This is a genomic window from Acinetobacter sp. TSRC1-2 (assembly GCF_049895885.1).
Taxonomy (GTDB): domain Bacteria; phylum Pseudomonadota; class Gammaproteobacteria; order Pseudomonadales; family Moraxellaceae; genus Acinetobacter.
This window is the reverse complement of sequence record NZ_JAFCTF010000008.1, coordinates 112801-133689: the sequence shown is the minus strand read 5'-3', so window position 1 is coordinate 133689 and position 20889 is coordinate 112801. Positions and strand designations below refer to the sequence as shown.

Sequence of the window (20889 nt, the reverse complement as noted above, 5' to 3'; positions counted from 1 at the left end):
TCTAAAAAAATTTAGAAAATTCCAATTTTTATTGATATAAGCTTTTTAACGATCCTTTATTTTAATGTAATTTTAGACTTATTATTATCCTTATAATAAATAACTTCATAATTATTATTAATTATTATATTCTTTGAGGCATTTAGAGTAATATTTTTTACTACTCCCAGACTATTTACTAAAGCTATATTAATAAAAATTTTCCCAGATTCTGAGGAAAATGGAGAAATTACTATCAATAATCCATCATTTGACTCAGGCAAGACAACAGAGGGCCCAAAACTATTATCTAAAAAATTATAAACTTTAGATAATTCTGAAATATCAATTAAATTAACTTTGCTACAACTATTTCTACCACCTTCTACTATACATTTTAAATGATCATCTGAATTATAAGGGAAAGATGTAATCAAAAATCCATCATCATTTTTTTTAAAATTATTTCTCTTATTAGAACCTCCAGAAATATCTTTTATTCTTATAATATATTCTCCCCTTAGACATTGTTCTTTAGCTAAGGCAGCTCCCTCACCCAGAGAATATCTGGTTTTACTTTCACAGGCATTTTTAATTTTATTCTTCCAGCCTATATAATCATTTTTTTTACTATTATTTAAAAAATCAAGCGTATTTAAAATTTTTTTATTGTCTTCTAAAACACATTGAAGACTTTTATCCACATTAACAAAATTACAATCCGACGATTTTTTTTCAGCACAGGCAATACTTGAAAAGCTTAAAATAAAAATCATTAAAAATATATTAAAATACTTACTTATCATTCTAAATTCCCTTAGTGTTTTCAGGCAAAATAATTTTAAATGGTTTTGGTATATATTTTCTTAATTCTTCGACTGTACCATGTGCATGAATTGCTTTACCATTACCAAAAATCAATCCCTCTTTTTCAGCCTGATCATGAAACTTGTTTACCTATTTTTTTCTATTATATTCATCAGAATAATATTTATTAGCATAATTTAAGTGTCCACCTATTATCGATTTCTTCCCCTTCGCTCTCTCTGTTAGATACTTATTTACAAAATTTTTAATTCCTGAACTAACTACAGACATTGGTATTTTTTCTACTGAACCATAAGGGTTTATGTTTTGTGGACCTGTAATCTTCGAAAATTGTCTATGGGCATTCACTACACTTCTTATTGATGTTCCCTACACACCAGACTTCACTCGATTTAAAATCGTATCTACCATCCCAGCTGCTTGTTCATAAAAATACTTTTCAGTCTTAAACTTAATTACTTCTGTTTCAGTAACCTTCATAATATCAATAATATTATGCTCTAAAAGAACAAGCTTATCAATTAATTCTTCTGAAGGTGATTTTTCTAAAAATTTTATTTGTTTATGATTTTCTTGTGCATAACAATCAATTAAGTAAATGGGTGCTTCTCTCCCCCCTTCTGCTTCTTTATATTCGGCTGTACATTTATTTTTTCGTTTTTTTAACCATACTCTTTGACTTATTAATAATTCTTTTGTCTTAATCCTATTCATTAATTTAATTTTGTCTTTATATTTTATATTTAAAAATTCATCTGACTCTAAATAATCCCTTGAGACACAATAAATTAAGTCCTCTTGCATAGGACTTCCTTCTTTACATTTCAGTTTTAGAGCATCTTTGTATAAAAAATCTTCAGGAATAACTGCGTGAGTATTTAAAGAAACCAATAAAATTAAGCAAAATAAAAATTTATTTATATTAATCATATTTTAACAACCTAATATTTATATAATAAATAAAATCATAAACAACCAAGTATAAATGCAAAAAATCATTATAATTTATACGATCATTAACTCTAAATAAAGAAAGAATAGATTTTCTCTAAATTTATTTATAATTTTTTTCGAGCCACTTTTTAATTGAAGCAATATCTTTATATTTATAATAAACTCGTCCTTCAGACTCTCCCTCAAAACCCTCTGAATTTTCACCCAATATATTTGTTATATTCTTTAATGAAATATGATTATTTGGGTTAATCTGATACAAATTTACTGTGTAAACATATCCCTCCATTTGAGGAGTACAACAATGATATGCAGCATTAAGTGTTATCAGCACAGGCGCTTTTTTTATCTTTGATTTATAAATACTGACAGCTAAAAGTTTAGGATTATCTTTAGCTGCAAAATCAGCATATTCATTCAAAAATATTGTCTTTTGTGCATTTCCTATATAGGTTTTCAGATACACTCCCTTATCCGAATAACACATATAATTATATAAATTATAATCATTTTTTTTAAAAATACTTAAGTTCGTTGTTTGATTTTTATTACATTGTTCTTTTGCAAATAAATTTTGAGAACACATTGGATATAAAATAATTAAAACAATAATAAATAAATATTTATTCATTTTATAAAACCATCTAGTTAAATGAAAATAGTATTTGCCTTAACAAAATGTGTTCGGCGTGCTGAATACGAATCTGTACCTTCATTAATTACTTTAGTAATATTATCTACTTGTGCCCCAGTAGCCCCCTTATCAGCTATATCATACAATTTATATTTTAACCAAAATCGTATAGCCGATCTTACAGCATATTTTGGTTGCTCAATTAATTCGGGGTTCTTTACAAAATCCACTTTTTCATCTGCCCATATGGTTGAATACATGTTGGGTAGATCTTGATAATTAGACTTTCCTGTTAATTGTTTTAATCCTCTTCCTAAATATTTCCAACCATCCCCAGGAGATGTATTACCTAATTTGTATTTTGCTCCTCGATAATTATCATCATACATATGATTTGCAATTACCTCTCCATTTGCTGGCCCCTTCCCTTTTTTATATCCATCAATATCAGCCTGTTTAGGATGTGGTTTATAATATCCAATTTGTTTCAGTCCTGCAGGCCCCATGTATTCAACTTTTTCTCTCAATGAAAATGGAGGCCCAACTTCTTGTCTACTTGAGCCATAAAATGGGCTTGTCTTAAACGAGTATCTAATTTATAACCCTCCAAATCTCTGTTAAGCTCATTTAGAATTGGTTGTATTTTTTTCAATTGTGGCATTCGGCCACATTTTGTGCATGTGATCCATCAGACCTCTTTCATAAATCATTTTTTGCTCAGTTCCACGTTGTAAATTCCGGCAATTAAATTAAATTTCAAACCGAGTCTTTTGCCTCTATTTCGGTAACGTTCCGCAAGTATTTTGAAGGTTTTCAGGCTGCCACATACATGTTCAATCCCTATTCTTCTTTTATTGATTTCCTGATTATAGCGTTTTAGTGCAGGATCCAATTTACAACATCTCTTGGCTTTTAAAGGCAATAGGCTATTGGAATACAAATTATAAATCTCTTGATAGCCTTTATCTGCAACAACAAAGGCTCCAAAAAGAATCAGCTTTATGTTTCTTTTAAATAACTCAAAATCATGCACTGCACCGCGACAGGTACATAAACTCAGTATTTGCTGAGTCTTATAGTGAATCATGGCCTATACTTTGAAAGTATGGGTCTTTTTCTTGCCACTCTAGCTTTTCTCCTGTTTTTTAGGCCTTTGGATTGGAATTTCTGTGGCATCTACGATCACCACATTCCAGTCTATGCCTTCACCTTCGGGTAAACTCTTCGGTAAATTAAACAGCTTGAGCCGATTCAAGGTTCATTTCAAATGCCTGTTGCCGCTGCTGATATATTGATTCATGTTGCATCTCAACGCACTGACATTTGTTTTGCATTAAGCCAATCTTTCTTTGAAGGTATTCAAGATAAAGTTGAAGTACTGGATGAACGGGTATGTTTCCGTTATTTCGATGGACGTGACATTACCGGTTTTATTGATGGAACTGAAAATCCACAATTTCCCGATGACCGTGCCGAAGTCGCTTTACTCGGTGAGAATGCGGGAATTTTTGCCGATGGTTCATTTGTATTCGCCCAACGTTATGCACATAATCTGGAAAAATGGAAACAGTTAAAAGTTGATGCCCAAGAAAATGTAATGGGTCGAACCAAGTTAGAATCGATTGAAATGGATGATGAGGTTAAACCGAAGAATGCTCATATTGCCCGTGTAGTGATTGAGGATGAGAAAGGCGAAGAAATGGAAATTTTACGTCACTCTCTTCCATATGGAGAAGGTCGAGGTGACCAAGGTTTGTTTTTTATTGCTTATACCAAGAACTTAGAAATTATCGACCATATGTTAAAACAAATGTTTAGTACAGCTGACGACGGTATTCATGACCGCCTGCTTCACTTCGTAACGCCAATGGATGGGGCGTATTACTTTGCGCCGAGTGAGGAGTTATTGGAAGAAGTTTTGGAAGGGTGAGAAAAAAAGGAGCAGCTAAAAATTTAGCTGCTCCTTTTGAATTAACTCATTAATATTAGTTAAAACATAAAAATATTTTTTAAATAAACTATAAATTATTTTAACTCAAAGTTTTATCCACATTGCGCTAATGTATTTTTATTCATTTTTTTCAAGTATTTTTCAAAGTCATCATGCAACTCATTTTTAGTTTCAGGGTCATCTAGCAGCTCATCATATTTAACTTTTTTAGACTTTTTTGTTGCTTTTTTATCTAGAAATATAGAGAAAAAAGTTCTTGTATATCCTGAATTCACTTGATTTCTTTTAAAATAAATAACATCTTCATAACCACCAAAATTAGATTCACTATTCAAAACAGCCACAATTACGCATTCATTCTTTTTTATTTTATATATGTTGGCATTTTTATCTGAAATTCTTCCATCTTCATATTCAAATGGTATGGTTATAGCTTGTAAATTTTTAAATTTATTATTTATTTCTTCTCCTGTATACGTGTATGTCATTAACTGATTGCTCATACATCCTACAAGAGAAAAGTATACTAAAATATATTTTATAAAATTTTTCATATTTTTACCTAAAAGGTCAATTTTCTATAATTTTCAATACCAAGCTTTATTAATTGAGGTTTTAACTCTCGCCAAGTTTTATTATTTGGATGTAATTCAAAATGTGGCCAATCCTTTTTCTTCCAAACTCCACCCCATACTAGCCCTATTTTTTGCCCTATAGAGCCTATTTTTTTACTATCTTCCATAGATTGCTTACCATCTGATAGATATGTTATTTCACCATTCCTAACTGAAACAATATCTATAGCTAATCCATATTGATGGTAACTTTGTAAAGCTTTAGCATTAGTATTTGCACTAGGCAGAGCATTCTGCTCTGTTGGGCTTCTATAACCATCAGTAATTACCCAAGTTATTTTTAATTCTTTATATGCAGTATTAATCAAATTAATAACATAGGGTTGATACACTGAATGTAGTTCAGCAATTCTAGCCAAAGTTCTTTTGTAGTGCTTTTCTCCACCACATGCTTGAGGTAGTAATCCGCCTACTTTCACCTGTACAGATGATTCCACTCTAGCAACTGGCTTATTTTCTTTATTTTGGGATGCTCCTTGCTTTACTTTTGGTGGGCTAACAGGTTTCTGTTTAGGCTTTTTTTCTGTTTTAGGTTGAGTTACAGCAACTTTTCGATCATAAACATTTAATTTTTGGTTTTGACTAAGGTTGTCACTAGCTAAGCTATTTAATTTCTTGATTTCATCTACAGAATTATCTGTTAATTTTGCAATTAAAGGTAAAGTATCTTTTTGCTGCACAACAATAATTTTGGTTTTTTCTTGATAGGTTGATTTCGCTTCTTGTGACTTTGGTTTGCTTTCAGGTGAGGGAGTTGGTGTTTCTACTTTTTTAACAGGGATTTTTAGAATTTGACCGGGCTGAATACCAGTATCACTTTCTAAATTATTAATTCTAATCAATTCTGCAGTTGTTGTATGATTATCATCAGCAATGCGAGATAAATAATCACCCTCAGCAACAATATATGTTGATCTTAAATAGCTTCCTGTAGCTACATCTTTGGCAGAAAGGTTAACTCCTTTTAATAAAATTTTAGGGCTACGAATAATAAACTTGGTTTTCTCCCCCACCAATTCTAGTTTTACTTTAGATTTATATTCGCCTGATGTACTACTTCTAACCCTTATCTCAATCGCTGTACCTATTGGGCGCTTAATCCAAATGGATTCACCACTTGGAGGAGTAACATATTCTGATATGAGAGTAGACCCTACCCATAATTGATGTGCTAACCCTTGAATGGGCTGATCTAAAGCATCTAAAAATCTAATATTTGCTAAACAATCCATGATTAACCCTCTTCTTCATCATTGTTATGATAAGAGTTGCAGGTATGTTCAATTCCTTGATCTTCACTTTCATCATCCATAGAAACTGTCCATTCACCATCTGTTCCAATGAGAATATCGTAATCTTCATTATTGTAAGTATTCATACGTTGGGTTCGACCATGTTGATCTAGCGTTCCTGAAACATAGGTATTATTTTGATTATTAATTAATTTGTATTTTACATCTGAAAAATTAGCTTCATAAAATAGATCATAAAAATCCCATTTATTAGTAAAAATTTTAATATCTTGAACTATAGGCAAAGTTGGTATTTCTGTTTTAACTCTAGCTCCTCCCACAAAACTATGCTGCCCTGCCTTACTTTCAAACTTGCCACCCGTTGTAGTAAAAACCCCTTCACTATTAATTTTTAATTGCGAACCGCCAGCAGTCAGTACAATCTCTTTAGGGCTAGTCATTTCAATCTTGTCTTCGGTCGAAATCAGTTTAATCACCTTGCGAGCAATAGCTTCAATAGCATCATCTTGTGCTTGAAACTCGACTTTACCTTTCGCAGCATATGCACTAAATCCCTTTTGAGCTGCAAACAAACTGATCTTGTCTTGAGCATGGGTAATAAATGATTTTTGCGTTGAGAAATTAATACCAGCTCCAGCACTTTGGCTGATCTGCCCATCTGCCGAAAGATGTAAATCTTCATTTGTTGCAAGAGCAATCGCATCAGGCGCAGCCAATAGCATTAAAGACTGTTTAAAGCTATCCACTTTTTCTTTTTCCCCACTTTCAATGTGCTCAAGAAAAGCCTTCAAATTTTCCAAAACATCTAACGGATCTGTCAGCTGATTTTTTGCGACTTGACTCAATGCTTCAGAATTATTCAGACTCGATTGCAGTTGAGTTCTTGCTTCATTTATACTGAGATGATGACTACTGGCTTGATCTTGAGGATGTGTCGAAATTAGTAGACCTTTACCCGCCCGTACAGCTCCCCATTGATCGGTCCTTAATTCAAATCCTTCACCACGACCATCACTGGTCTCGGCAGCTTTAGGGTGGCTCAAGTTACCCAAATTCAGCTGACTTGTGCCATGGCTGCTGTGCAATTGGGTACTGATCTGTCCTGTCGTATCATCAAAACGGAGTTGGTTGAAGCCGGCACCACCAACCTCTTGAGAGCGAATACCGCTGAGTTTTTTCGTATCAGGTAACTGTCCTTTAATATCAAACATGGTCTGATGACGTTCAGCCTCATGAATTCGCCCCACCACAAAAGGTCGATCCACATCACCTTCAAAGAAATCAATCACTACAATTTCACCAATTCGAGGATGAAATCGTGCGCCATAACCTTGGCCTGCCCAAGGGGTTAACACATCTACCCAAGCGGAGTCGGTGTCATTGTCATTGCTTCCGGCTCCGCCATCATGATCATGATCGTCCGCACGGGTAAACATGAAGCGGACTTTGATGCGTCCCCAAGCATCCACAAAAATGGTTTCACCTTCAGGTCCAACCACTTTGGCGCGTTGCGGATAGGCCGCAGGTCGATGCATTAAAGGACTATATTCAGGTACCACGGGGACATTACGACGTACCACATACAGCTCATTGGCTTGTCGTTCATCACCTTGATGTTGCCAACGGCTTAAACTTAATAAGGCATCTAGCTGACGAAGAATATCTTTAGGCAAATTATTCTGGTTATAAAAAGCTTTGCCCAAAATTAGAAATTCTTTATCTGAACCTGAATGCAGATCAATTTCAGGATGATCGATTAATTCAAACCAATACCCTACCTGTGCATCACGTACACTGCTATGGGCAGTGAAGTATTTTGACTGTAAGTCTTGGTACTGTGACAGCTGCTGATTGAGTTTGTCTAACTGCTGACTGCCTGAAGTCGTAGTCTGATCCGCATCGGTTAAATCTGCTGTCCATGCCGGGCTAATGGTCCAGGCTTGCTCCAAGCTTAAGGTTTCATTGTCTTGCACGTCACTATGTTGGTGATTACTGAGCAAACTATGGGCTTGATCTTGAGACAGACTACTGGCTTGCCAACGCTGTACCTGAATTGCGGTGGACTGCAAATAGCGTTCGGTGATAAAACTGGTGATGCTATCTAGGCACTCCGTGGCATGACTGCGATGAAATCGGATCGACCTTCTGTTTAACGCACTATATTGATGATTCTCATCAATTAAACGTAGCTTCTGCGGCTGAATTGCGGAGGAGGAAACTTTAACGTGGTGTTCAGATTCATCAATCAGCCAGTTAATACCTTCACTACGCCATAGTCGTGTGAGAAACTCATAATCGGTTTCATTGGATTGCATTGCAAAAGGACGGATATCATAATCTCGGGTTAAGCCTTGAGTATTGAGACTTAAGCTGGCTGCAAATAAGCTACTTTTACTTTGCCATTCTTTAAACAGTATTTCGCTGATATCTCGTACGCTTTTATTCATGAAAACACGACTATTTCGGCGCTTCTGCCAAAGTGCCGTCGCATCTTCAATCATAATTTTATAAACCGTTAATGCCCCATCACTCTGACCTTGGCTAGCACCTGTAACCACACCTGTGATTCGAGAGAGTTCACCTAGATCAGTGACTTGATCGACAGCAACTCGCCCGCCTATAAATTGCTTCAGGGGAATATAAGCATTAGTCGACAAGCAAATCAGTTCAGCCTTGAACCCATGATTAATGCGATGTTGTCCTTCAATTCTTTGAATAAAGACCTGAGGGTTGAGTAACTCATTGGAAAAATATAAATGCAGGGCACGCTTTTGCAAACTTAAGCCCATACCTTCAATCACAGCATGGATAGTGTTTAACATAATAATTTATTGTTTTAAGGATATTATTTTAATTAGTGGCTGCATTCTAGGAAATGTTGTTTTTTTAGTCTAGTGAATTTTTTGTTAATGCGATAAAAAACCATAAATTCAATCCAGCCTATTTAAATCTGTCAAAAAATACAGAGATTAAATTAGACTTTTATTTTTCGGTTCCTGTCTTACTGCTACACTGAAAAGCATAATAATACTCAAGAGTTCGGGTCATGATTGAAATCCATTCCAAACTACCTGCACAAGGGCTGACTATTTTCAGTGTAATGACCGCAATGGCACATCGTCTGAATGCCTTAAATCTCTCTCAAGGTTTTCCCGATTTTGCAGCCCCGCCCGCATTATTGAAAGCTTTAAGCCAAGCTACCTTAGATGGTTTTAATCAATATGCACCAAGTGATGGACTGATTTCACTACGCGAACAATTGGCACATCAATTTTTAAAACGCGATCAATTGGTGATAGATCCCGTCACTGAAATCACCATTACCCCCGGCGCAACCATTGGAATTTTTTGCACGATTCAGGCGCTCATTCATACGGGTGATGAAGTCATCATTTTCGATCCCTGCTATGACAGTTATGGACCCAGCGTGAAACTGGTCGGCGCTAAAGCAGTCCATATCCCTCTGACTGCACCACAGTTTTCCGTGGACTGGAATCAAGTCAAAGATGCCATCAATGACCAGACCCGCATGATCATTGTGAATACTCCTCACAATCCAACCGGAGCGATTTGGTCACATCAAGACTGGTTAAATTTAATTGAACTGATTCGTGACAAGAACATTGTAGTGCTGTCTGATGAAGTCTATGAACATCTGGTCTATGATGGTCAAAAGCATTATTCCGCACTGTCTTTTCCTGAATTACGTGACCGCAGTATTGTGGTCGGTTCTTTTGGTAAAACCTTCCATGTCACTGGTTGGAAAACAGGTTACTGCATTGCCTCACCTGAACTAATGAAACTATTTAGACAGGTGTATCAGTTTGTCAGTTTCTGCGGTGTCACGCCCATACAGATGGCACTGGCGACTTTTATGCAGCAACATCCTGAACATATTGATCAGCTTGCCGACTTCTATCAGGAAAAACGCGATCTTTTTAATTCAGGCATCCGCAACTCACGTTTTCATTTTACCCCGTCGCAAGGAACCTATTTCCAAAACTTAAATTACAGTGCCATTCGCCCCGACTTAAACGATGTCGAGATGTGTAAATTTCTCGCAGAACATCATGGCATCGTTGCAATTCCAGTTTCGGTTTTTTATCAGCAAGCCCCCGAAAATTTACGTTTAATCCGTTTTTGTTTTGCCAAAAAAGATGAAACCCTAGAACAGGCATCCGCCATTTTATCTGCTGTTTAAGTTCATGATTTGTTCATCATTTCGAGCCTTAGTTACTTAACCACTAAGGCTTTTTCAAGCGAACTCAGGTAGGGTGAACTTAAGTCTCAAAATGATAAAAATACCTTTACAGGACGTTCCATGCCTCATCATCAACCCTTGCTCAATCAACAAAAATTATGGAAAACCTTTTTAATTTTCCTGTTGCCGTTGATTGCGACCAATATTTTGCAAAACCTTTCGGGCACGATTAATACCGTTTTTGTTGGGCAAATGATGGGGGTGAATGCGATTGCCGCCGTGGCTGTATTTTTTCCGATTTTGTTCTGTCTGTTGGCTTTTGTGATTGGACTTTCAGCGGGTGCAACGGTATTGGTTGGGCAAGCCTGGGGCGCGCAAAATGTTGAAAAAGTCCGCTGTGTGGTTGGTTCGACCCTATTTATGACTTTAATTGGAGGCAGTATTATTGCCCTGTTGGGGGTGCTTTTTGCTGAACATATTTTGCTTGCCTTAGGGACAGATCCGGATGTTATGCATCTGTCATTGCCTTATGTACAGTGGATGCTTGCCGGTAGTCCCTTGCTGTTTATCTATATTATTTATACATCAATTTTACGCGGTGTCGGTGACAGCACCACACCGCTAATTGCTTCTGGCATGACCATTCTGATTGGCGTATTCATTACCCCGGTACTGATTGCCGGCTATTTCGGCTTTCCGAAAATGGGCATTGTTGCACCTGCCATTGCCACCATTGTCGGTTATCTGGCGGTACTGGTCTTTTTGGCCGTGTACTTAAATAAAAAAGATCATCCACTTAAACCTGACCGTCATCTGCTCGGCCATATTCGTCACCAACCTGAGCTCAGTAAAATTATTCTGCGTTTAGGCATTCCTACAGGTGTTCAAATGGTCACGACATCGGTTGCCGGTTTGGTGATTGTAGGCTTGGTCAATCGTTATGGTTCACATGCAACCGCCGCCTATGGTGCAGTCAATCAAGTGTTGAATTACATTCAGTTCCCTGCACTGTCTATTTCTATTGCTGCTTCCATTTTTGCCGCTCAAGCCATTGGTGCAGGCAAATCGGAACTCCTGAACAAAGTGACGCGTACTGCACTCGGCATGAATATCCTGATTACCGGTGGATTGGTGGCTTTAGCTTATCTATTTTCAAAATATTTGATGGCGTTGTTTATCACTGACCCGACGGTTGTTGTCCTTGGGCAGCAACTTTTATTTATTGTGTTGTGGTCAATTATCTTCTTTGGGGCAAGTGCCATTTTTGCTTCAATCATGCGTGCCAGCGGTACCGTGACTGTTCCCATGATTATTAATATTGCTGCCATTATTGGTATTGAAGTACCGTGTGCCTATTTGTTCAGTCAATGGTGGGGCTTACAGGGCATTTGGTATGCTTATGCCTTGGCTTTTGTCTGCTTGTGTATTCTACAAGGCCTGTATTATCAGTTTGTGTGGAAGAAAAAAACGGTTCAAGCCCTAATTTAAAAATCAATTTAGGCCAGTTATTGCCTTTTCCAACCACCTTACAGCACGCTGACGGGTGGAGTCATCCGCAGTCTCGTCCCCACAATAATTTAAGCATTAATTATGTTATTGAATTGGCGAAAACTGCAGTAAAAAATTGATTTGATGCCTGTTTTCTTGCCGATGGTTTATCGGTGAATAGCAGCCATGATGCTTCTAAAAACAAGCAAAGGATGGGTTATAGCGACAAAGTGGTGGGGTTCAAACCGGTAATATTATTCGTGGCCATTTCAGCAGTCACCAAACACATTGGTTTTATTGCCACGCCCTCAACCCCCTATTAAGAATCCTAGCGTTTGGTACCTAAATATGCCTCTTTAGACCATATCAGTAAAGGTCATGTGACACGAAATGTGGTGACTACCCTTTCGGCGGATACGGCACGCAGCTTTGGGTTTACTGCGCATCTGGACGCAAAAGTCCGTTGCGAACGTGCGGATGATTTTATTGAAGTGACACAAAAATTTGGAGATTGCGAGGAAGTGGATGCTTTCTTCTACACTATGCGGCTGGTTTGCTCTTTAGTCTTTTTCTTCATTTCCTGAAACAAACTTCGGATAATTCACATGATCAATAATCCAGATCATCCAACAGGGATTTTTTAAATCTATTTCTGTTAGCGATAGCATCTATAACCACAAATGGGCATACAAATCAGGAACTGAACTGAACTGAAATCATGTTGACCATGCTTAAGCGTTGCGGTATTGCTTTTAAATTATGTAAATTGCATCTAGGCAGTGGGCTATTTTTCATATTTTCGTCCTTGCTGTTTCGCAACACACATGTTCAATCTATAAGATTTTTTTGATCTAACTTATTTTTTCTATTATTAAAAAATTTGATTTTAACGTAATTTAAGTACTGATATTTAAACGCTTACTTATTTAGATTCAGTTAGTTTCTCCATTTTTATTTCTTATTTCTAGATATAAGTTCTTTTTGATTTCAATCCTGTTTTAGCCAGTTTTTGGGGGCATTTAGGCATAAAGAAACCCGCTATTTGCGGGTTTTAATATCTATGTTTTAAGCCGACTTCTTGTTCCTATTGCCTAATTTTGTGGCCAATGCAATAACACGCTGATAACCGGTCGGCAAAATACGCTGCATCAAATCAACAGCTTTAGCATCATTACCAATCAATAAACGGCGCTTGTCTTTTTGCACAGCCTCAATAATTTGACGGGCTGCTTCTTCAGGAGGGCAGCGCAATAATTTATTAAAAGATTTTGCCGATCTTTCAGGATGCATGCCTAAGCTTCGAATACTGTCATTCATTTTTGCCGCATTGGCAATATTAGTACGAATACCGCCGGGGTGAACACATAGCGCACTCACGCCACAGTTTTCCATATCCAGTTCCTGACGCAAGGATTCAGTAAAACCACGTACCGCAAACTTGGTGGCGTTATACGCAGACTGGGTCGGTTGAGCCGTTAGACCAAACAGACTGGAAATATTGATGACATGCCCTTCACCCGATTTCTTGATTAAAGGCAAAAACTCTTTGGTACCGTAGACTACGCCCCAAAAGTTAATATTTACAATCCATTCCAGTTCTTCATAACTTGCCCCTTCAACGGTCGAACCCAGTGCAACCCCGGCATTGTTAAAAATCATGTTGACTGAACCATGATCCTGCACGGTATCTTCAGCCCATTCTTTCATGGCATCACGGTCAGCCACGTCCAGCTTTTTGGTGGTTACACGCACATGACTTTGTTTTACCAATTCAGCAGTTTGCGCCAACCCTTGCTCATTCACATCACTTAAGGACAAATGACAACCTTGCTTCGCCAAAAGTACAGCCAATTGCTGACCAATACCTGACCCTGCACCGGTAATCGCAGCGACTTTATTTTTAAAAATTTTCATTACACATCCTTATCCAATTTTTCTGCGCCATCTACCTAAACATTTCGATTCTTTTTCTGTTGGGATGATGTGCAGTTCATCCCTCCAATATAATTTTGACAATCATCATTGTCAATATAATATATAATCAATAGCAAGATCAGACACCATCTGTCCATTTCTAGCATAGGTCTACGATTAAATTATTGTTAACATAGGGACAAAACCTGGATTTAATTCGGCACACGACATTTATGACTGAACAACACGAAAATCTTGAAGAAAAACAAAACAAACCCTCAACAACCAAAGAACGCCAATTTAAAGGCCTGTCTTTAACTGAGCGTAAACAGGTACGTCGTGAAAAGCTGATTGAAGCGGGTATTGAGGCTTATGGCACGCATGGTTTTTTTGCGGTGACAGTAAAAGATATTTGCAATGAAGCCAAACTAACTGAACGCTATTTCTATGAATCTTTTAAGAAAAGTGATGAACTTTTTCAAACCATCTTCTTAAAATTGATTGATCAATTGCAGCAAAATGTCATGCAAGCCATCATGCAGGCATCGACCGATCCACGAAAAATGATTGAATCTGGCTTAACCGCTTTACTCACCACCTTAAAAGATAATCCGCGTATGGCACGGATTATTTATATTGATGCCATGCTGGTTCAAGAGCTGCATAATCAAGCCACCATTCATGAAACCATGTTGCGTTTTGACCGCATGATTCATGCTTTTGTCATGTTGATGATGCCGCACATTAATCGGTCTGAACGTGAAATTTCTTTAGTCGCAACCGGGCTTAATGGATATGTCACACAAATTGCGATTCGCTGGGTAGTCAGTGGCTTTAAACAATCGATGGAAGATGTTTTATCGTCTTGCAGTCTTGTTTTTCTATCTTTGCTCGATACTTTTTCAGAAAAAGAAAAAATAGTGAAAAAACAAAGTTGATCTTAAAATCCAGGTTAAAATTGATACAATCCATTGAATTTGTTAAATTTAGATGACTGATTTATTTTAAATTGTTCATTTTTTCGCATAAAATTGTCACATTTCTTTGCGAAAATTGGCAGATATCTCTTTTTTGCAATGATACTGTCATAATTAGTCTTTGTAATAAGCCTGTCATAAATACAAAACGGTTCACCGTTAACATCAAATAGGATATTGCGTTGTGAAAGATGACTATATATTAATTGTCGATGACGAACTTCCCATTCGAGAGATGATTCATACATCTTTAGATATGGCAGGCTTTCAATGCTTACAGGCAGAAGATGCCAAACAAGCCCACCAAATGATCGTGGATCAACGCCCTGCGCTTATTTTATTAGATTGGATGTTACCGGGTGGTATCAGCGGCGTTGACCTCTGCCGTCGCTTAAAACGCGATGAAAGCTTAAATGAAATTCCAGTGATTATGTTGACTGCGCGCGGTGAAGAAGACCATAAAGTACAAGGTCTGGATGCGGGTGCAGACGACTATATGACCAAACCTTTCTCGACTCGGGAACTGGTTTCACGCATTAAAGCAGTGTTACGTCGTGCCAATGCATTAAGTGGCGAAAAAACCATTGATGCCAATGGCCTGATCCTTGATCCGGTCAGCCAGCGTGTCAGTTATGGAGATAGTATTCTAGAGATGGGACCTACGGAATACCGTCTATTGGCCTTCTTCATGACCCATCCAGAACGTGCCTATACCCGTGCTCAATTGCTTGACCAGGTTTGGGGTGGTAACGTATATATTGAAGACCGTACTATTGATGTGCATATTCGCCGTTTACGTAAAGTGCTGGAACCTTTTGGGGTAGACCGCTATATACAAACCGTTCGTGGCACAGGTTATCGTTTTTCTACCCGCACAGATGTCGCTTTAGGTTAGTCGTTTTTTAGGTAAATCACGTTTTATGTATGAACCCTACCCTGTCCCAGAACTTGCACGAGACCATAAACGATTCCGCTACAGCAGTTTATGGACTTTTGCCAAGCAAGACTTACGTTTACTCGCTTTTTTACTGCTGATAGCAGGTTTAATGGGTATCGGGATTGGGTATTTCTGGATTTTTATTTTTATCGCTTTCGCGATGTTTTTTGCTTTGCAGCTCCGTTCACTGTATTTGGTGAATGAATGGATTTCTAACCGCCCTTACGATGTCCCACCCAATTTAGGGGGGATTTGGGGTGCATTGCTGTTTAATGTTTATCGCGCACAGCGTCACGAACGTATTGTCCAGGCAGAAATGGTCGGCTTAATTGATCGCGCTCAATCTTCACTGGTTGCATTAGCCGAAGCTGTGGTTTTAATTGATGAATTACACCAGATTGAATGGTGGAATCCGGCAGCGGAAAAGTTGCTCGGTATACAACCTTTAGATCGTGGTCGTAATATTCTAACCTTGCTGCGTCAGCCAAATTTTATTGAATATTTCAACCATATTGACGAGGCACCCGATGGCTTGAAAATGAAATCTTCCGCTTTTGAAGATCATTATGTCCAAGTCAAAATGACCCGTTTTGGGGGCGAAAGTCGTCTATTGGTGGCTTATGATGTTACCCGCATGCATAACCTGGAACAAATGCGTAAAGACTTTGTCGACAATATTTCACATGAATTACGTACTCCCCTGACCGTACTCAGTGGCTATATTGAAACCTTTACCGACCAAGAAGATTTAAATCCGCGCTGGAAACGTGCCTTTGACCAGATGCAGGCACAAACCAAGCGCATGAATGCCTTGGTCAATGACTTGCTGTTGCTCTCACGTTTAGAAAGTAGCAAGCAAATTGCCAAAAACCAGATTATTGAAATGCCAAGTCTGATGAACCAACTGTTTGATGATGCTCAAGCCTACAACGTTGACTATCATCACACGCTGAATCTGGATATCGACAGTCATTGCGATCTGATTGGTTCAGATACCGAACTTGCCAGTGCCTTCAGCAACCTGATTACCAATGCCATTAAATACACGCCTAAAGGCGGAACTGTTACCATAGGCTGGCATGATGATGGTGAACACGGCATCTTTACGGTTGAAGATACCGGGATCGGGATTGACCCCAAACATCTGCCCCGTTTGACCGAACGTTTCTATCGTGTCGATAGTGCTCGTAGCCGTCAAACCGGCGGAACCGGTTTAGGACTGGCTATTGTCAAACATGTGCTCATGCAACATGGCGCATATTTAGAAATTGAATCGAAAGAAAATCAAGGCTCCACCTTTAAAGTAATATTCCCTAAAGAACGCATCTATCACATGAACTAAATGTACAACATCTGGTTCAATTTAAGCTAGATTCTGTTCTTTAAACTTTGCTCGCTGATAAGCCGGACGTTCCGCCAAACGTTTTACATAAGCCGCGATATAAGGATATGACCCTGATGTTCTTGACTGCAGGGCTTCAAGTGGAAAACCCATCTGAATATCGGCAAAAGAAAATTCGCCTGCCACATATTCATGCTTAGCCAAATAATCTTCCAAATAGTTAATATGATCTTTTAAACGCGGCTGAATAAATCCGGCTTTCACTCCTCCAGTGATTTTTTTTGCAATCGGTTTCACCAGCCACGGTACATGTTTTGGTACATTGCTCATCACCAGCTGCATCACCAATAAAGGCATGAGTGAACCTTCCGCATAATGCATCCAATAGCGATATTGCTGCTGATTTTTTTTATTTTGCAGTTTAAATTGCTGCTGCTGATCATAGGTTTCTTGCAGATATTGCAAAATCACCGCAGATTCGGCAATAGTTTGATCAGCATCGGTTAATACGGGTGCTTTGGCTAAAGGATGAACCAGTTTTAATTCAGGCGGCGCAGCAAAAGTGGGTAAGCGCTTATAAAACTTGACCTGATAATTCAGGGCCAGTTCTTCTAAAGCCCATAAAATTCGAAAAGAACGTGATTGATCTAAGTGGTGCAATGTAATCATTATTTTGCTCTCTATTTTTTCTGCTTTGACTATACGCATAGCCTTAAAAAAATGACATCTTGCTTTACACAAAATGTCATTTCGATCTGTTCATCAACTTAGACAAGTACCGTATGAATCTCTAGGCTACGTAACAATGTTTTGGTCACGGGTGTTTTACTGCTAATGTCTAAAAATTTTTGCTTTAGCTCATCCGATAAGGGCTGGGCAAAAGACAAACGGCGTTCAATCCACTCTTTGCCTTCTTTATTGACATTAAAATCGGCTTCAACAGAAAATTCACCCAGCTCTATGCCTTTATGACTGGCATACATTCGCAGCGTGATCATGGTACAAGAAACCAGGCCTGAACAAATAAAATCATACGGTGCTGGCCCTTTATCTTGCCCACCAAAAGATTCAGGTTTATCGGTCATCAATGAGTGCATACCCGTTGTGATCTCACCTGACCAAGGTTCAGCCAAGCGATGTACTTCTGCATTTGCAATAATGGCCATAAGGATAATGATTCCTAAATTTTATCTTTATTTTAAATTTTATCTTTATTTGGAGGCACGCATTTTATCTGGAAATGCAGGTGCTTCCAAGCGTGGTCCTGGATAATCAGGAATATTACCAAAGCGTTCGTGTTGTTCAATCCAGTGATCACGTGCCTTGCAAAGTTCTTCCTGAGTACGGCCGACAAAGTTCCACCACAGAAGTATTGGCGACTCAAAAGGTTCACCACCCAACAACAAAATACGACTACCCTTATGCAGCTGGATTTCAATTTCAGTAACACCCGGCTCCAGAACCACCATATTGTCTTCAGTCAGTTCATGACCGTTCACTACAGCAGCCCCATCCAAAGCCATGAAGCCGTATTCAAATTTTGGATTAAGTTTAATTCGGGTAGTGGTCGATTCTTTTGCGGTTAAATCCACTCCGAGTAATTCTGTATGCACGGCTACCGGTGATCTGGTTTTTAAAAACTCACCCACCAATACAGTAAATTCGACCTGATCTTTTTCTATGACTGGAAGCTCTGGATAATGCTCAAAACAGGGTGCCATATTTATTTTATCATCTGGCAATGCAATCCAGAGCTGTGCAGCATGCATATGGATTTCAGTTTCCGGGGCAACTTCAGTATGTGAAATACCGTAACCTGCCGTCATTAAATTGACCTGCTTCGGGCGAATCAATTGTTTTGTACCCAAACTGTCAGTATGCATCATGGTGCCTTCAATCATCCAGGTGAAGGTTTGTAAACCTATATGCGGATGAGGTCCAACATCTAGGCCATCACCTTGCGGAAACGTCACGGGACCGGCATGATCTAAGAAACACCATGCCCCAATTAAGCGTTTATGGCGACTTGGCAAAGCGCGTTTAATCACGGTTCCCTGACCAATTTCCGCGCTACGTAAAGGAAATTCCTGAATAAATTGATTCACATATTTTTCACAATCGTCTGAATCCGAAAGCTCTGTATAGTTGCTATTGGTCATTTTTCTATCCTGAATCGTACGGCCTAACCGTTTTTTAATGTCCTGAATCTATTGTTATGATCATATAGGCTCTTACGGATTCAGCCTATAGCTAAATTAATACGCTGAATACTATGTAGAGGACAATATGAGTTTTGAAATTTTCCTTCATAAAACAATCCCTTCACTTTTTATATAGGTCACTATTTATCTCCTATTCATATGAATTTTATACATAAACAAAATTTTGTCACAATTGTCTGCTCTATTGATTGTTTAAGTTATATACAAAGTCTATTCCTCTCCCTATTATTCTTGCTCTATGAATCCCACACAGAAAGGGGTATCTCCATGTTGAGCGGAGATCAACAAAATTCTTATAACAATGATAAAAATCCTCATCAGATTGGGGTAAATGAGGCTCAAAATTCAAATCATGAAACTGCTTATATTCTACCAAAGCAGCTGTGTACGATTGAAAATCGAAAAGTGATAGAAAAAGAATTACAAGATCCAACCACACGCATTCCAGATCAATTTCAACAGTATTACTTGGACTATCAAAATAAACACCAACGACAATTTTTAAAATGTGTCAATTTTATTGGCCAGATTACATTTTTAAGTTATTTCTTTGTAGACTGGTTGCTCATACCGGAAATTGGCATGCTCTCAGGTATTTCGCGGCTCATTCTTGTGGTGTGTGCCCTATTAATCAACTGGCTCGCCTTCCGTTACTGCAAAAATATTAAAATTCTAGATAGCTTGCTTCCCATATACGTCGCGGCAGCAGCTGCACTGTGGTTAAGTCTTCTGGTTTTGTCACATAGTGCATTTGTAACCACATATATATATGCTGCTGTAATTTTTATTTTATTGGGCAATTTATGTGTACAAGTCTCGTTTCGAAATTCAATCTTTACTTCCTTGCTGATTAGCGCCGTCATTTTTCATGGCGTATTTCAGTTGATCAGCTTAGAAGAAATTGTTTTATTTTCGCTCATATATGCCCCTATTTTATTACTCAGCATGTATATCAGCTGGAATAATACTTTAAATTCAAAACGCAATTTTTTACGGGTTGTATTAAATGATTGGAACTACTATGCCCTAACTGAACTGGCGCATACAGATGAGTTAACACAACTCAATAATCGTCGACAGTTTTTGCAGGTTGCTGAACAAGCCATTCAGAAATGGCCAAAATATAATTTAGCCTGTTTATTGATGCTGGATATCGACTTTTTCAAAAACATTAATGATACCTATGGACATGATATAGGGGATGAAGTCCTTCGAATACTTGCTGAAATTGCTCGTAAGGAAATGCGACACACCGATGTGTTAGCACGTTTTGGTGGGGAGGAATTTATTGCATTACTGCCAAATACCACACTGGAGGATGCGGTGGCGATTGCGAATCGATTGTGCCGCACCATTGAAAGTCATCAAATCTGTATTAAAGATAAGTTCTTTTTCAATTTTAGCGTATCTATTGGAGTATCCCATTTACAGCCAAATCAAAATGATTTGAATTTACTGATTAAAAATGCAGATATTGCCCTTTATCAAGCCAAAAAAAATGGACGCAATCAGGTAGCGATTTATACGTGTGAATGATTAAAAACCAATAAAAAATTGAATAAAAATAAAACAAA

Annotated in this window: 20 protein-coding genes and 1 pseudogene; 8 read left to right on the top strand and 13 right to left on the bottom strand. The window is 38.0% G+C overall.

Annotated features, from left to right (window positions below):
• Window positions 1-56: 56 nt before the first annotated feature.
• The 6 genes from ACP69Y_RS10235 to ACP69Y_RS10210 form a co-directional block, all read right to left on the bottom strand.
• Entirely contained in the window at window positions 57-785 is a 729-nt protein-coding gene (locus ACP69Y_RS10235) for a hypothetical protein (RefSeq protein ID WP_425918295.1), read from the bottom strand.
• Between the two features lie 391 nt (window positions 786-1176).
• Entirely contained in the window at window positions 1177-1737 is a 561-nt protein-coding gene (locus ACP69Y_RS10230; protein WP_425918294.1) for a lysozyme inhibitor LprI family protein, read from the bottom strand.
• 124 nt (window positions 1738-1861) lie between these two features.
• Window positions 1862-2392: a hypothetical protein gene (locus tag ACP69Y_RS10225; protein WP_425918293.1), complete on the bottom strand. Its 531-nt coding sequence runs from the start codon at window positions 2390-2392 to the stop codon at window positions 1862-1864.
• Window positions 2393-2409: 17 nt separating this feature from the next.
• Window positions 2410-2901: a glycoside hydrolase family 19 protein gene (locus ACP69Y_RS10220; RefSeq protein ID WP_425918292.1), complete on the bottom strand. Its 492-nt coding sequence runs from the start codon at window positions 2899-2901 to the stop codon at window positions 2410-2412.
• Window positions 2902-3101: 200 nt separating this feature from the next.
• Window positions 3102-3482 (bottom strand): transposase family protein, encoded by a 381-nt coding sequence (locus tag ACP69Y_RS10215; protein ID WP_425918291.1) that lies wholly within the window; start codon window positions 3480-3482, stop codon window positions 3102-3104.
• Window positions 3483-3521: 39 nt separating this feature from the next.
• On the bottom strand, window positions 3522-3650 hold the full coding sequence (locus ACP69Y_RS10210; RefSeq protein WP_425918290.1) for a hypothetical protein: 129 nt from the start codon (window positions 3648-3650) through the stop codon (window positions 3522-3524).
• Between ACP69Y_RS10210 and ACP69Y_RS10205 the strand changes: the two are divergent.
• Window positions 3630-4325, top strand: a pseudogene (locus ACP69Y_RS10205) (Dyp-type peroxidase); the annotation flags it as partial. The gene ACP69Y_RS10210 and the pseudogene ACP69Y_RS10205 sit on opposite strands and share 21 nt — an antisense overlap.
• 113 nt (window positions 4326-4438) lie before the next feature.
• Here the strand turns inward: ACP69Y_RS10205 and ACP69Y_RS10200 are convergent.
• From ACP69Y_RS10200 to ACP69Y_RS10190, 3 genes are read right to left on the bottom strand one after another with little or no spacing between them, the layout of a single operon-like run.
• Complete coding sequence (locus ACP69Y_RS10200) at window positions 4439-4849, bottom strand: hypothetical protein (protein WP_425918289.1); 411 nt, start codon at window positions 4847-4849, stop codon at window positions 4439-4441.
• Between the two features lie 59 nt (window positions 4850-4908).
• Window positions 4909-6213 (bottom strand): LysM peptidoglycan-binding domain-containing protein, encoded by a 1305-nt coding sequence (locus tag ACP69Y_RS10195; RefSeq protein WP_425918288.1) that lies wholly within the window; start codon window positions 6211-6213, stop codon window positions 4909-4911.
• A 2-nt stretch (window positions 6214-6215) separates the two neighbouring features.
• On the bottom strand, window positions 6216-9056 hold the full coding sequence (locus ACP69Y_RS10190; RefSeq protein WP_425918287.1) for a type VI secretion system Vgr family protein: 2841 nt from the start codon (window positions 9054-9056) through the stop codon (window positions 6216-6218).
• Between the two features lie 224 nt (window positions 9057-9280).
• Here ACP69Y_RS10190 and ACP69Y_RS10185 point away from each other — a divergent pair, with 224 nt between their 5' ends.
• The 3 genes from ACP69Y_RS10185 to ACP69Y_RS10175 all read left to right on the top strand — a co-directional run bounded on the left by ACP69Y_RS10185 (window position 9281) and on the right by ACP69Y_RS10175 (window position 12246).
• The gene (locus ACP69Y_RS10185; protein WP_425918286.1) at window positions 9281-10435 is read left to right on the top strand and encodes a methionine aminotransferase; all 1155 of its coding nucleotides are present in this window, start codon (window positions 9281-9283) and stop codon (window positions 10433-10435) included.
• 120 nt (window positions 10436-10555) lie between these two features.
• On the top strand, window positions 10556-11923 hold the full coding sequence (locus ACP69Y_RS10180; protein WP_425918285.1) for an MATE family efflux transporter: 1368 nt from the start codon (window positions 10556-10558) through the stop codon (window positions 11921-11923).
• Between the two features lie 173 nt (window positions 11924-12096).
• The gene (locus ACP69Y_RS10175; RefSeq protein ID WP_425918284.1) at window positions 12097-12246 is read left to right on the top strand and encodes a hypothetical protein; all 150 of its coding nucleotides are present in this window, start codon (window positions 12097-12099) and stop codon (window positions 12244-12246) included.
• A 742-nt stretch (window positions 12247-12988) separates the two neighbouring features.
• Here the strand turns inward: ACP69Y_RS10175 and ACP69Y_RS10170 are convergent.
• Window positions 12989-13837, bottom strand: a complete 849-nt coding sequence (locus tag ACP69Y_RS10170) for an SDR family NAD(P)-dependent oxidoreductase (protein WP_425918283.1) — start codon at window positions 13835-13837, stop codon at window positions 12989-12991.
• Window positions 13838-14070: 233 nt separating this feature from the next.
• Here ACP69Y_RS10170 and ACP69Y_RS10165 point away from each other — a divergent pair, with 233 nt between their 5' ends.
• From ACP69Y_RS10165 to phoR, 3 genes are all read left to right on the top strand, one after another.
• Window positions 14071-14775, top strand: a complete 705-nt coding sequence (locus ACP69Y_RS10165) for a TetR/AcrR family transcriptional regulator (protein WP_425918282.1) — start codon at window positions 14071-14073, stop codon at window positions 14773-14775.
• Between the two features lie 223 nt (window positions 14776-14998).
• Entirely contained in the window at window positions 14999-15709 is a 711-nt protein-coding gene (gene phoB, locus ACP69Y_RS10160) for a phosphate regulon transcriptional regulator PhoB (RefSeq protein WP_131217735.1), read from the top strand.
• A gap of 25 nt (window positions 15710-15734) precedes the next feature.
• Complete coding sequence (gene phoR / locus ACP69Y_RS10155; protein ID WP_425918281.1) at window positions 15735-17093, top strand: phosphate regulon sensor histidine kinase PhoR; 1359 nt, start codon at window positions 15735-15737, stop codon at window positions 17091-17093.
• A gap of 21 nt (window positions 17094-17114) precedes the next feature.
• On the opposite strand, the gene ACP69Y_RS10150 is transcribed toward phoR, so the two are convergent.
• From ACP69Y_RS10150 to ACP69Y_RS10140, 3 genes are all read right to left on the bottom strand, one after another.
• Window positions 17115-17762: a glutathione S-transferase gene (locus ACP69Y_RS10150; protein ID WP_425918280.1), complete on the bottom strand. Its 648-nt coding sequence runs from the start codon at window positions 17760-17762 to the stop codon at window positions 17115-17117.
• 98 nt (window positions 17763-17860) lie between these two features.
• Window positions 17861-18259 carry an OsmC family protein gene (locus ACP69Y_RS10145; protein ID WP_425918279.1) on the bottom strand — a complete coding sequence of 133 codons (399 nt, stop codon included), beginning with the start codon at window positions 18257-18259 and terminating at the stop codon, window positions 17861-17863.
• Window positions 18260-18304: 45 nt separating this feature from the next.
• Complete coding sequence (locus ACP69Y_RS10140; RefSeq protein WP_425918278.1) at window positions 18305-19252, bottom strand: pirin family protein; 948 nt, start codon at window positions 19250-19252, stop codon at window positions 18305-18307.
• Between the two features lie 330 nt (window positions 19253-19582).
• Here ACP69Y_RS10140 and ACP69Y_RS10135 point away from each other — a divergent pair, with 330 nt between their 5' ends.
• Entirely contained in the window at window positions 19583-20851 is a 1269-nt protein-coding gene (locus tag ACP69Y_RS10135; RefSeq protein ID WP_425918277.1) for a GGDEF domain-containing protein, read from the top strand.
• Window positions 20852-20889: the final 38 nt, after the last annotated feature.